General features: G+C 47.9%; 13 protein-coding genes. 4 read left to right on the forward strand and 9 right to left on the reverse strand.

Going from position 1 to position 11,763, the window contains the following annotated elements; translation table 11 throughout:
• Positions 1 to 41: 41 nt before the first annotated feature.
• The 8 genes from DWZ38_RS13250 to DWZ38_RS13285 all read right to left on the reverse strand — a co-directional run bounded on the left by DWZ38_RS13250 (position 42) and on the right by DWZ38_RS13285 (position 5,996).
• A complete protein-coding gene (locus tag DWZ38_RS13250) occupies positions 42 to 533 on the reverse strand; it encodes an N-acetyltransferase (protein ID WP_117853536.1) in 492 nt (163 codons plus the stop codon).
• A gap of 72 nt (positions 534 to 605) precedes the next feature.
• Positions 606 to 2,156, reverse strand: coding sequence for a recombinase family protein (locus tag DWZ38_RS13255; protein WP_021926789.1), 1,551 nt, complete (start codon positions 2,154 to 2,156; stop codon positions 606 to 608).
• The gene (locus DWZ38_RS13260; protein ID WP_021926788.1) at positions 2,153 to 2,344 is read right to left on the reverse strand and encodes a hypothetical protein; all 192 of its coding nucleotides are present in this window, start codon (positions 2,342 to 2,344) and stop codon (positions 2,153 to 2,155) included. Before DWZ38_RS13260 ends, DWZ38_RS13255 begins: the two co-directional genes overlap by 4 nt.
• Before the next feature lie 170 nt (positions 2,345 to 2,514).
• Complete coding sequence (locus DWZ38_RS13265; RefSeq protein WP_021926787.1) at positions 2,515 to 2,751, reverse strand: hypothetical protein; 237 nt, start codon at positions 2,749 to 2,751, stop codon at positions 2,515 to 2,517.
• Positions 2,752 to 2,768: 17 nt separating this feature from the next.
• Positions 2,769 to 4,058: a DUF4832 domain-containing protein gene (locus DWZ38_RS13270; RefSeq protein WP_117853393.1), complete on the reverse strand. Its 1,290-nt coding sequence runs from the start codon at positions 4,056 to 4,058 to the stop codon at positions 2,769 to 2,771.
• Positions 4,031 to 4,279, reverse strand: a complete 249-nt coding sequence (locus DWZ38_RS23565) for a hypothetical protein (protein ID WP_178105336.1) — start codon at positions 4,277 to 4,279, stop codon at positions 4,031 to 4,033. Before DWZ38_RS23565 ends, DWZ38_RS13270 begins: the two co-directional genes overlap by 28 nt.
• Positions 4,280 to 4,394: 115 nt before the next feature.
• Complete coding sequence (locus DWZ38_RS13280; protein WP_117853395.1) at positions 4,395 to 5,120, reverse strand: hypothetical protein; 726 nt, start codon at positions 5,118 to 5,120, stop codon at positions 4,395 to 4,397.
• 135 nt (positions 5,121 to 5,255) lie between these two features.
• On the reverse strand, positions 5,256 to 5,996 hold the full coding sequence (locus tag DWZ38_RS13285; protein ID WP_021926784.1) for a DUF3825 domain-containing protein: 741 nt from the start codon (positions 5,994 to 5,996) through the stop codon (positions 5,256 to 5,258).
• A 330-nt stretch (positions 5,997 to 6,326) separates the two neighbouring features.
• Here DWZ38_RS13285 and DWZ38_RS13290 point away from each other — a divergent pair, with 330 nt between their 5' ends.
• The 4 genes from DWZ38_RS13290 to rfbD all read left to right on the forward strand — a co-directional run bounded on the left by DWZ38_RS13290 (position 6,327) and on the right by rfbD (position 10,586).
• Positions 6,327 to 7,523, forward strand: a complete 1,197-nt coding sequence (locus DWZ38_RS13290; RefSeq protein WP_021926783.1) for a methyltransferase domain-containing protein — start codon at positions 6,327 to 6,329, stop codon at positions 7,521 to 7,523.
• Positions 7,524 to 7,643: 120 nt separating this feature from the next.
• Positions 7,644 to 8,540, forward strand: coding sequence for a glucose-1-phosphate thymidylyltransferase RfbA (gene rfbA, locus DWZ38_RS13295; protein WP_021926782.1), 897 nt, complete (start codon positions 7,644 to 7,646; stop codon positions 8,538 to 8,540).
• 69 nt (positions 8,541 to 8,609) lie between these two features.
• Positions 8,610 to 9,629 (forward strand): dTDP-glucose 4,6-dehydratase, encoded by a 1,020-nt coding sequence (gene rfbB, locus DWZ38_RS13300; protein ID WP_021926781.1) that lies wholly within the window; start codon positions 8,610 to 8,612, stop codon positions 9,627 to 9,629.
• A gap of 15 nt (positions 9,630 to 9,644) precedes the next feature.
• On the forward strand, positions 9,645 to 10,586 hold the full coding sequence (gene rfbD / locus DWZ38_RS13305) for a dTDP-4-dehydrorhamnose reductase (RefSeq protein WP_117853397.1): 942 nt from the start codon (positions 9,645 to 9,647) through the stop codon (positions 10,584 to 10,586).
• A gap of 167 nt (positions 10,587 to 10,753) precedes the next feature.
• Here rfbD and DWZ38_RS13310 read toward each other — a convergent pair whose 3' ends face one another.
• Positions 10,754 to 11,731: a DUF4203 domain-containing protein gene (locus tag DWZ38_RS13310; RefSeq protein ID WP_021926779.1), complete on the reverse strand. Its 978-nt coding sequence runs from the start codon at positions 11,729 to 11,731 to the stop codon at positions 10,754 to 10,756.
• Positions 11,732 to 11,763: the final 32 nt, after the last annotated feature.

The raw sequence follows: 11,763 nt of genomic DNA on the forward strand, positions 1-11,763 counted from the left end.
AAAAAAGAAAATATTTTTTTCAAAAACAGGGTGTTCTTTTTTTACCCTTCCAGGCAGTCAAACGCGATTCTTTCATCTCCTCTTTCCAGGTGAATGATTCCGCATTCCTGAAAGCCAAATTTCTTCAAAGCCCCCTGCATAGGCTTGTTGTCCCTGTGGGTGTCGATGCGCAGATAGCCGCTTCTTTCCATTCCAAAAGTAAAGGCGGCACGGGTGACGCCTTTGGTCTCTCCATCAGATGCTACTCTGTGGATTACGCCGTAGGGCTTCTGGCTGCTGTGCCATGCACCGTTTTCAATCACGCGGTAAGTTGGATCCTCTCCCATAAAAAATACGAAGGTGCCCACGATTTTGCCTTTTTCCTCGCACACGTAGGAAATCCCCTGTTTTACATCATTTTCTACCGTAGAGACCTCCGGGTAGCGGTCCTCCCACTGGTTGGGGTTTCCGTTGTTTTTCATAAATTCTCTGGCGATTTTATATAAATTCAGAATCTGGGGCAGATCCTGGGAAGTGGATTTTCTTATGTTCATTGTTTTATATCCTTTCTTGTTGATCCGACTTTTTGTTTCCTATCTTCGGAAAAATAGTACGCCGTCTGGCGCTTAATCTGTAGTATAGCATATTCTGCAAAGCTCACACAAGAATATTGTCTGTCCCAGTTTTCCTTTTTGGAGAACTTCCAGCCTTTCCGGGAATACCGTGATTTTTTCTACAGTTTCCAGCATGCCAAAAACACAGGCTTTTGAAATGCACTGATTTTGCAGGAGAAACTGACGGATCGTTTCCAAGCGTTCTTCCGGCGTGGGGAAAGATCTGTGAGAGTTTTCCTTTGGAATATTCCGTATGTTTTGTTCCTGTATTTTACTTTGCAGGTCAAGCTGTTTTTCTTTGTAAAGGGATTCGTCAATGAGACCTTCTAAATATTTTTCCAGGAGAAGGGACTGCTGCTGGCGGAGCTTTTGATGGTATTGCTGGGAGTGTGCCTGTTCTTTTTGCCGGGTTTCCTGCAGGCATTCTTTTAGAAGCTTTAGAAAGATTTTTGCCAGTAACTCTTCTGCTTCACAGCAACTGCTGTTAGTAAAAATAGAATTCGCCAGAAAAGAAAACAGACCGTTTTCTTCCAGATGAATATTATCACAGCCGCCTTCTTTTCCGGGTTTGGTTCTGCCTTGTTCCAGGTAGGTACGGCATTTCCACTGACAGATTTGGTCATGCTTTCGCTTTCTGGTAGTGCGGTAAAAAGGAGCGCCGCACAGACCGCAGACCAACTTGCCGCTTAATATATGTTTTCCAGGGTTAATGCCTACTGTTTTTTTTCCTGCCCGTTTATCGATTTCCCGATTTGCTCTCTCCCACAACTCCTTGGAAACAATGGCGGGAATCCGGTTTTCGTAGACATATTGGTCCTCATTTGGATTTTTCACCATCTGTTTGGTGTCGAAATCAAAGTGCCTGCGGTTCATCACCACTGTCCCTTTATTGATGGGATTGCGGATCATCCGGCGGATGTCGGAGTCGGAAAAACAGGTTCCGTTTCGTTTTCGAATTCCTTTTTCCCGGAGGAGCCGGGCGATGGTCCTGCTGCCGTAGCCCGCGGCACACAGCTCATACATCTGGCGTTTCACCTGCGCTTCCTCTTCGATGATTTCGAAACTTTTATCTGGCAGTTTCCGGTAGCCGTAAGTGTTGGAAGTGAGCATCAGGGCATTCCCCGTCTGCTGGCGGTGCTTATGGGCATTGTTTATTTTGCGGCTTAGCTCCCGGCTGTACTCCTCTGCCAGAATGGCCTTGATCCCTGTGATCAGACTGTCATCTGCCGTGTAAAACCGCTGTTCCAGGTACAGATACAGCTTTTTCCTGCAGGATACCAGCCGGTCGATAAAAATGTACCAGTCTTTTGTGTTGCGCATGAGACGGTCCTGGGATTTGATCACCACCACGTCAAACCGTTTTCCAAGAAGATCCTCAAAAAGCCGCTGGTACTGTTCCCGTCCCCGAACGCTGGTGCCGGATCTGCTTTCAATGTATTCGTCTGCCAGAAACCAGTTCAGGCGGCGGACGCATTCTCTTGCCTCCGCCGCCTGTCTTACCAAGGCGTCCCTCTGGCACTCTTCCTCCGTGCTGCATCTGCAGTAGATTACGGCGCGGATCATAAAAAAGTGCCTTCGTATTTATTTATTTTTTCTTTCAGGGCTATTTTCTCAAGAGGAGATATCAAATTCTCGTCCTCTAAAATGTCCGCAAGATATTCCAGAATTTTCCTCTTGGAAAAAACGGCAGACCTTTCTTCATCACAAACATTTTTCCCATTTCCTTCACTTCTGTTTTCACACGGAAGCATAGCACATTTCTCCTCTGGCTGACAGCAGATTCAGGGAATCCGTCTCCTGTTCCCTAATTCGCTTTTTGTCATTATATGCAGGCCGCTTAACCAAATAGCACTCCCATATTTGCATCAACTACTGCCGCCGGCTCAGTTGCAACATATATGGACTGTCGTCTCCAGGCAAATTATTTGCTTGGCGGCGTATCGATCATGTGCCATTCCCACTCCGGGTCGATGACTGCATCCGCACTTTCCAGAACTGCACAGTCTTTATCGCATCCGTCCACCGCGCAGGAACAGGCCATGCCAGCCTTCTCAAAATGTCCTGGTTCTCCCTCGTAGCGCACACACCACAGTCCCCGGTAATGCATCCGCTTGCAAAGACCGTATTCATACTCGTATTTTACTGTTTTTTCTCCCATATTCTATGTGTCTCCTTCTACTTTAGTCCGTCCCACAAAATGTTCTTTCCATTCTTATATTTGCAATTCATTGCCAGTCGTACCTGGGGTCTGTCAGTCATAGGATCTTCGATTCCTACAGACAGGCGGTAACCTTCCCTCAGAAGATTTGTCACCTTTTCTGTGGCGAACAAGATGGCTGTCTTCACCTGTTCTCCGGGCAAAATCTGTGACAGCGTAATGTCTGCCTGTGGATTCTCCACAATTTTGCCTTCTGGATTTTCCAGATACAGATACACCTTCCAGTCTCCATAAAAAGGAGCCACCCCGTCATTTTCCCAGGTCAGTTCCAGAAGGTTTCTTTTCCATCTGGCTTTCGAAATCCAGAGCCGGTATCCCATGTTTCCCAGAAGCTGGTCGTAACCCTCTTTATAAGTCTTATCTGCAATATTCGGTCCCAGAAATGTAGTGTGGGACGAACGAATCAGCTCCATTGTCTCCTCAAGATCTATCTGCAGCATTTTTTCCATAGACAGGGCACTGGTCAGTTCCCCTCCGGAAGGTGCCTTTTTCCAGAAATCCAGCATAGCACACAGAGCGTTTTCCTCCATGGTCTGGCTGTAGGTGCCGCCCTCCCGGATCCACTGAAGCCACTCCTCGGTATCCTCTTTTTTCCCGGCAACGTCATTGTACAGGCCCATACTGCACGCTTCTGCAATGGCAAAGGGCCTTCTCATAAGGAAAAATGCTTCTGGAAAAGCTTCCAGCCAGGGCGTTACATACTGGTTTCTCACCGACTCCTTTGGCATCCGTCTGATGCCCTGTCCATAGTTCACATGCCACTCACCCCAGTGTCCCAGGCTTCCAAGCTCAACAAAGGCAATGAGTCCGTCTTTGCCCAGATGCTCTCCCATCGCCTGTACCGCAAGGCTGTGATACCGAATCAGAAGTTCATTGTTATAGTCCGGGGCAAAGCCTTTTCCGTAAGCACCCTCATACCAGGTTCCGTCTCCCCCGGTCTTTTCGTACAGCCACTTGGGAATGTCCATATGAGGCTTGTCCCCTGGAAGATCACAGACAAAGCGCAGCACCAGATGCCTGCCCTCGCTTCGCCATCTTGCCAGCTGGTTTTCCCTCTCGATGGTTTCCCAATCAAAAACGCCTTCCTCTGGCTCAAGCTTTGCCCAGGTAATGTCCATATAGAGAAGGGAAATATCCTGGCTGATTTCCAGGTTCCACGCACCGGGCGCATATCCCATAAGAGGATTGCCGAACGCTTCCTCTGATTTTTTAAATTGTTTTATGTTTTTCCTTCCAAACTGCCACATAGTTTCTCCTGCTGCCAGAGCGTTTCTGCACTTTTTTTCCTGTCAGAATGTGCAGTCACTGCTTCAAGCTTACCTGGGTTCTCATGTCCATTGTGATCCTTTGCATCATTGCCATGCTTCTCTACGGCATCCTGGCTTTTATTGAAAAATACTATCAGAAAAAGCTGTAAAAAGCACTGCTTTTCTTTCTGAATGTAATAAGGCAGGGAATGTGCTTTCATGGAACATTCTCTGCCTTCTATACAACTTAGATTATAGTTTCTGCTGCATCCAAACTCGCCATGGATGCAAAACCGTTAACTTTCCTTCCTGACGATGCCGCACATATTCCTTTCCTCAATCCGCCATCTCAGCCAGTGCGCTGATCCAGGTTACTGCGTTTTCTGTGTGTTCGGAGTTTACCAGGATGCTGATCTTGATTGGTTCGTATGCTACCTCAAGCTCAGATGCCAGTTCCTGGGAGGTAATGGAAATGCTGTAGGGATCTTCCGGGTCACCTAACTTCTCGAAAACATCTTCCGGAAGAAGATCTCTTAAATTGGCGAAATACTCTTCCTTGTTCTCAAAGCTGTCGATATAGATCTCGGAACCTACCAGCACATCTATGGCCCTTGCCGCCACCTTGGTGGTAAAGGACATCTGGCTGTAGGATTCCAGGGCTGCCCCGTCTCCTTCTGTGCGAAGGCTCTCATCTACTGCAACGATCTGGTAAGGGTCATCCTGGATTCCCAGAATATTTTCAACCGCTTCCTCTGCACCGGCCTGTTTCATGCCATAGGAATCAATGACCATCATCGTAAGGGCAGTTTCAATCTGGGCATTGTCATAAATATCCTTCGCCGCAAAAATAAGTACGATCACGCTTACGATGGCTGCCATCTGCGGCTTATAATAAGCCCAGATATAGCCAAGCTTGGCGCCAAGGCCCATGCCTGCCAGCTTCTCTTTTTCTAACTGGCGCTTCTCCTTTTTCGTCAGATCAGATTCGTGTTTGTTGTGGATATCATTCTCATCGATCTGCTTTGGTTCTTCCTGATTCTCATCCTTTAATTCGATTCTCATTTGTTCTCCTGTGTTCTGTGATCTTAATGTTACTATTCTAACACCATTTTAAAGTTTTGAACAGTCTCACATGAGAAATCACAGTTCTTTCACACTTTTTCACAAAACGGGCATGTCGCCTGCCGGCATCACTTCTCATGCCCGCAGCCAGCTTGTATCCAGTCTTGCCAGCAGCCTTGCGTTGTGGTACGCCATGCGAAGGGTCAGGCATGTCCTGCCAAGATATTTGGTACCGTCCGGGGTTTTCATACAGGCAAGGGCAAGGTCCGGGACGCCGGGATTTTGCAGGCAGATGGGAATCAGGAGCTGGATGGAATGATTATAATACTGAGGGATTGCCGCCTTGTAGTCCGACTCCAAGATTCGCCTTGTCTGCTGCAGCGCCCCGTCAAAAAGCTGCACCCGCATGCCGCTTTCCCGCACAGCCGCAGGCAGGCGCTGCACATTTTCCTCATCATCAAAAATATGCTCATACTGGGGCACCACAGGCAGCTTGGTGTCGAACACCAGATCCGAAGGATTTTCCACGTAGCTGGCACGCGGAGGCAGGTCCTTTATTTTGATTTTCAAAAGCGAATAGTCCGTGTAGAATCCTTCCAGAAACCATTTCTGTCTGTCCGGCACAACATTGGGAACAAAGTAAGCATAAATAGGCTGATAATACTGATTAAAGAGTCCTGTATGAAAAAGGGCGTATTCTTTTTCCTCTGTCACCTTGCCCTCCTCATACAGTCTGCGAAAGGTGTTTTCCAGATACCCTTTCAGGATCCCGTTGTCCCCGGAGTCTCCGAAACTCCACTTTTCCGGGGCGATCCTGGCCAGGTTCTGAATCTGACGGTTATAATTTCCGCAGTAGGTGAAATCGAATAGATTCATATTGACCTCCTGTCCGTTTTTCTTCTCTTCTTTACATTTTATTGTGGAAAATAGCTGGCAGAACTGCCAGTTTCAGGAAAAGGTCCCGCGTTTGCGGCCTTGGATAAAGGGTAGCATATTCGGTGGAAAAGCTCAAGAAAAAACGTTCGACTCATTGTGACAACATAAGCCGACAACACTCATAATCGTGCAAAATCAGCGAAAAAGACGGCATTAGACTGCATACGGTTGTCTGCAGCTATCCTTCCCCCTTGCGCATCGAACTTATATTTCTTATAATACTGCTATAGAAAAAGGGTCGGGCAGCTTTCCCGGCCCGGGAGGTATCCTTTGAAAAAAGACGGCTACTATTCTTCCGGTCAGTTCGCGCGGATGGCAGGGGTGACCCTTCGCACCATCCGGTACTATGACCAGCACGACATTCTCAAACCATCCCTTGTCACAGAGGCAGGGGCAAGATTTTATACAGACGGGGATTTTGCAAGGCTGCAGCAGATCCTGCTTCTGAAGTACCTTGGCTTTTCCCTGGAGGATATCCAGGAAATGACAATCGAAGACCCGGACAGCCATTTTATGCTGAATGCCTTAAATATCCAGCTGAAACTGGTCCAGGACCGGATCGAGCAAATGCAGCTGGTGGAAAAAACCTTAAAGGACACGGCACAGGCCATTTCCGAGGAACACACCGTGGACTGGAGCCGCATGCTGGACCTGATCCACCTGACCGTCATGGAAAAAAGCCTGAAAAACCAGTATCAGAATGCATCCAACATCTCCTCCCGGATCAACCTGCACAGCCTTTATTCCGTAAATAAGGAAGGCTGGTTTCCCTGGATCTTTACCCGTTGCCAGATTCAGCCGGGCATGCGCATTCTGGAGCTTGGCTGTGGAGACGGCGCCCTTTGGACCCAGAATCTTTCCCGGCTTCCAAAAGATGTGCACATTACTTTGTCGGATATTTCAGAAGGCATGCTCCGTGATGCCAGACGTGCCATCGGAGGAAAAGATCCCCGCTTTTCCTTCAAGGCATTTGACTGCCACAATATTCCATCCAAGCTTGGCACCTTTGATCTGGTGATCGCCAACCATGTGCTTTTCTACTGTGAGGATGTGGGAAAAGTGTGCCAAGGCGTCAGCAAAATCCTAAATCCAGGGGGAAGGTTCCTTTGCAGCACCTACGGCTCCGGCCACATGCGGGAAGTCAGCCTGCTGGTCCAGTCCTTTGACGAGCGCATTGTCCTTTCCGCGGACAGCTTGTACGAGCGCTTCGGCCGGGAAAACGGCGCAGATATCCTTTCCCCGTATTTCGGAAAAATCACCTGGCAGTCCTATGAGGATGAGCTGATCGTCACAGATGCGGAGCCTTTGATTTCCTATATTCTGTCCTGCCACGGCAACCAGAACCAGTATCTGCCCGACCGCTACAAGGATTTTCGCGCCCATGTGAAGAAAAAAACCGAGCATGGCTTCCACATTACCAAAGACGCAGGGGTGTTTCTTTGTGAAAAAGTAACAAATTTGAAATAATTGTAAAAAAGCCCTTGAAGGTAACGTAAGGTCACCTTTTATAATGTAGTTACACAGCAAGGGTCAGGATCTGCGTAAATTTTGTCCTGACTGTAGAAATCATGCAAAGGAGAATGTTTTATGAAGGGAATTATTTTAGCCGGAGGATCCGGTACCAGACTTTACCCGTTAACCATGGTTACTTCCAAGCAGCTTCTTCCAATTTATGATAAACCAATGATCTACTATCCAATGTCCGTTCTCATGAACGCAGGGATCCGTGACATCCTGATCATTTCCACACCGCAGGATACCCCTCGTTTTGAGGAGCTTCTTGGCGATGGTCACCAGTTCGGCGTTCAACTTACCTATGCGGTACAGCCAAGCCCGGACGGACTTGCGCAGGCATTTATCATCGGCGAAGATTTCATCGGGGATGACTCTGTTGCCATGGTTCTTGGCGACAATATTTTCGCAGGACACGGCCTGAAAAAACGTCTGAAAGCAGCGGTTGAGAATGCAAGCACAGGCAGAGGCGCTACTGTATTTGGCTACTATGTAGACGATCCGGAGCGTTTCGGTATTGTGGAATTCGACCAGAACGGCAAGGCCGTTTCCATTGAAGAGAAACCGGCTCATCCAAAGAGCAACTACTGCGTAACCGGACTTTACTTCTACGACAACAAGGTAGTAGAATATGCAAAGAACTTAAAGCCAAGCGCAAGAGGCGAGCTTGAGATCACAGACCTGAACCGCATTTACCTGGAAAAAGGCCAGTTAAATGTAGAACTTCTTGGTCAGGGCTTCACCTGGCTGGATACTGGTACACACGAGAGCCTTGTAGATGCTACCAACTTTGTAAAAACCGTAGAGACTCACCAGCATCGTAAAATCGCATGCCTGGAGGAAATCGCTTACTTAAACGGATGGATTTCCAAAGAAGAGGTTATGGAAGTTTACAATATTCTCAAGAAAAACCAGTACGGCCAGTACTTAAAGGACGTTCTTGACGGCAAGTACATGGATGTACTTCACTAAGCACCTCAAATTAGGGGCAAAATATCTTTTGCTTCTAACTTTATAATGACACGAAAAGGAGAATTCACAATGAACATTATCGTTACCGGCGGCGCCGGATTCATCGGAAGCAACTTTATTTTCCACATGTTAAAAAAATACCCGGACTACCGCATCATCTGCCTGGACTGCCTGACCTATGCAGGCAACCTTTCCACTTTAGCTCCGGTTATGGACAACCCCAATTTCCGTTTTGTAAAAGAGAGCATCACAGACCGTGAGGCCGTTTACAAGCTTTTTGAGGAAGAGCATCCGGATATGGTTGTAAACTTCGCAGCAGAAAGCCATGTTGACCGTTCCATCGAAAACCCGGAGGTTTTCCTGAACACCAACATTATCGGTACCGCAGTGCTGATGGACGCATGCCGCAAATACGGCATCAAACGTTATCATCAGGTTTCCACTGACGAGGTTTACGGCGACCTGCCTCTTGACAGACCGGACCTGTTCTTCACAGAGGAGACCCCGATCCATACAAGCAGCCCGTACAGCTCCTCCAAGGCATCCGCTGACCTTCTGGTACTTGCTTACCACAGAACCTACGGCCTGCCGGTTTCCATCAGCCGCTGCTCCAACAACTACGGACCATATCATTTCCCGGAAAAACTGATTCCGCTTATGATCGCAAACGCATTAAATGACAAGCCTCTTCCAGTTTACGGAAAAGGTGAGAATGTCCGCGACTGGCTGTATGTTGAGGACCACTGCCGTGCCATCGACCTGATCATCCACAAGGGCCGTGTCGGTGAGGTTTACAACGTAGGCGGACACAACGAGATGAAAAACATCGACATTGTCAAGATCATCTGCAAGGAGCTTGGCAAACCGGAAAGCCTGATCACTTACGTAACAGACCGTAAAGGACATGACATGCGCTACGCCATCGACCCGACCAAGATCCACAACGAGCTTGGCTGGCTGCCGGAGACCAAATTCGCTGACGGCATCAAAAAGACCATCCAGTGGTACCTGGACAACAAGGAGTGGTGGGAGACCATTATTTCCGGCGAATATCAGAATTACTACGAAAAAATGTACGGCAACCGCTAAGGAGGGCTGACAGATATGAAACTGTTTGTAACAGGTGTGGCAGGTCAGCTTGGCCACGATGTAATGAACGAGCTTGATAAGCGCGGATACGAAGGGGTAGGCTCTGACCTTGCCCCCCAGTACAGCGGAATCCAGGATGGATCTGCTGTTACCAGAATGCCTTACGTTTCCGTGGATATTACAGATGCAGCTGCTGTAGAAAAAGCCATCACAGAGGCTGGCGTGGACGGCGTGGTCCACTGCGCGGCATGGACAGCTGTAGATGCAGCTGAGGATGAGGACAAGCAGGAAATCGTCCGCCGCGTCAACGTTCTTGGCACAGAGAACATTGCAAAGGTCTGCAAAAAGCTTGGCATCAAAATGATGTATCTTTCCACAGACTATGTGTTTGACGGTCAGGGCACCACTCCGTGGGAGCCGGACTGCAAGGCATACAAGCCTCTGAATGTTTACGGTCAGACCAAGCTGGACGGCGAGCTTGCCGTTTATCACAATGTTGATAAATTCTTCATCATCCGTATTGCATGGGTATTCGGCAAAAACGGCAAAAACTTTATCAAAACCATGTTAAACGTGGCAAAAACTCACGATACCTTAAAGGTTGTCAACGACCAGATCGGTACCCCTACTTATACCTATGATCTCGCCCGTCTCATGGTGGACATGATCCAGACAGACAAATACGGCTATTATCACGCAACTAACGAGGGCGGTTACATCAGCTGGTATGATTTCACAAAAGAAATCTTCCGTCAGGCTGTAGAGCTTGGACATACAGAGTATGCAGAAGACAAAGTTACAGTTCTTCCGGTAACCACTGCAGAGTACGGCATTTCCAAGGCTGCACGCCCATTTAACAGCCGCCTGGATAAGAAAAAGCTGGTGGAAAACGGATTCACTCCTCTTCCAACCTGGCAGGACGCACTGTCCAGATATTTGAAGGAGATTGAGTTCTAAAGCACAGCGGAGCCGCGACAGTTCACACTTGCTTGATATACGAAACTCAAAATAATAAAGAAAGCAGCCAGTTCTTTCAGGTTCTGAACACAGAACTTATATATTAAAAGAATTGGCTGCTTTTTTATCTGCATTTTCGTCAGCATCAGAAGCCGCGAAACCGCCTTTTATTTTCTTGTTTTTCTCTGGTACGGACTGGCGCTGTTTTTCTTCTTTTTCTTTTTGTTTTCGCCGTAGTAGTCCTCTAAGTACTCTTCAATTACCTCATCCTCATCCACCGAATATTCATCCAGAATCTCTTCCATAGCATCCGGGTCATCCTCCGGAAGCTCATCATTTTCCAGGTCAAAACCGTTCACTCCATAGTCCAGATCATCCTCCTGGTCATATTCCTCGTAGGTGTCCCGGCGCTTTCTTCCTGACTGGCGAACTTTCCTTGGTGCTTCGTCCTCTTCCTGGAAATCGGTGTCCGGTTCTTCTTCGTATACTGCAGGTCTTCTCTTTTGGAAAGTTCTTCTGGAATTCTCAGCTTCTCCCTCGTCCTCATCCTCGTATTTCAGCCTGTTGATTGCAAACTGAATCAGCATTCCCACCAGGGCAAAGCCGATGGAAAAGATGATTCCAAAAGGAATTTCCTCCATATTTGTCAGCTTGGCAGTGGCAAAGCCGCTTAAAATTCCGCCGAGGATACTGGTTCCCACAATGATCACTTCCCGCTCATAGCGAAGGGCAAGAAAACCAAGCCCCACACCGGTCAGCAGGCACAGGAAAAAGGTAAAGGATGTGGTAGGATGGATCAGGTAAATGGTTACTGTCAGCCCAATTCCGGCACCGATGATAAAAATACCAGCCTTAAAGATGGCAAAGGATATTACCGCAAGGACTACGCCTGCGATCAGCATAACCACCACATAAATGGTTTTGTCGCTGGCTCCCGCCTCATATACGCCGAAGAAGCCAGCCCCGGCGCCCATCAGAAAGCCAAAGATCATCATCCAGAACCGAAGAAGCCGGTAGCCCAGAATACAGTTGACCAGACCAAATACAAGCACGATTCCAAAGAACGCCATTGCCAGCGTCCCGGCTGCCTGCATGTCATGGATTCTGGCGGCAATATTTAAAACATTTTTCAGAATATCTGTCATAAGTAACGCCTCCTCCCACAATTGATTCTATG

It is taken from the genome of Ruminococcus sp. AF31-8BH (assembly GCF_003460605.1).
Lineage (GTDB): Bacteria > Bacillota > Clostridia > Lachnospirales > Lachnospiraceae > Blautia_A > Blautia_A acetigignens.

What these genes read in the sequence shown, in the direction of transcription:
- DWZ38_RS13250 (WP_117853536.1), bottom strand. Translation starts at nt 533, where the DNA reads ATGAACATAAGAAAATCCACTTCCCAGGATCTGCCCCAGATTCTGAAT.
- DWZ38_RS13255 (WP_021926789.1), bottom strand. Translation starts at nt 2,156, where the DNA reads ATGATCCGCGCCGTAATCTACTGCAGATGCAGCACGGAGGAAGAGTGC.
- DWZ38_RS13260 (WP_021926788.1), bottom strand. Translation starts at nt 2,344, where the DNA reads ATGCTTCCGTGTGAAAACAGAAGTGAAGGAAATGGGAAAAATGTTTGT.
- DWZ38_RS13265 (WP_021926787.1), bottom strand. Translation starts at nt 2,751, where the DNA reads ATGGGAGAAAAAACAGTAAAATACGAGTATGAATACGGTCTTTGCAAG.
- DWZ38_RS13270 (WP_117853393.1), bottom strand. Translation starts at nt 4,058, where the DNA reads ATGTGGCAGTTTGGAAGGAAAAACATAAAACAATTTAAAAAATCAGAG.
- DWZ38_RS23565 (WP_178105336.1), bottom strand. Translation starts at nt 4,279, where the DNA reads ATGAAAGCACATTCCCTGCCTTATTACATTCAGAAAGAAAAGCAGTGC.
- DWZ38_RS13280 (WP_117853395.1), bottom strand. Translation starts at nt 5,120, where the DNA reads ATGAGAATCGAATTAAAGGATGAGAATCAGGAAGAACCAAAGCAGATC.
- DWZ38_RS13285 (WP_021926784.1), bottom strand. Translation starts at nt 5,996, where the DNA reads ATGAATCTATTCGATTTCACCTACTGCGGAAATTATAACCGTCAGATT.
- rfbA (WP_021926782.1), top strand. Translation starts at nt 7,644, where the DNA reads ATGAAGGGAATTATTTTAGCCGGAGGATCCGGTACCAGACTTTACCCG.
- rfbB (WP_021926781.1), top strand. Translation starts at nt 8,610, where the DNA reads ATGAACATTATCGTTACCGGCGGCGCCGGATTCATCGGAAGCAACTTT.
- rfbD (WP_117853397.1), top strand. Translation starts at nt 9,645, where the DNA reads ATGAAACTGTTTGTAACAGGTGTGGCAGGTCAGCTTGGCCACGATGTA.
- DWZ38_RS13310 (WP_021926779.1), bottom strand. Translation starts at nt 11,731, where the DNA reads ATGACAGATATTCTGAAAAATGTTTTAAATATTGCCGCCAGAATCCAT.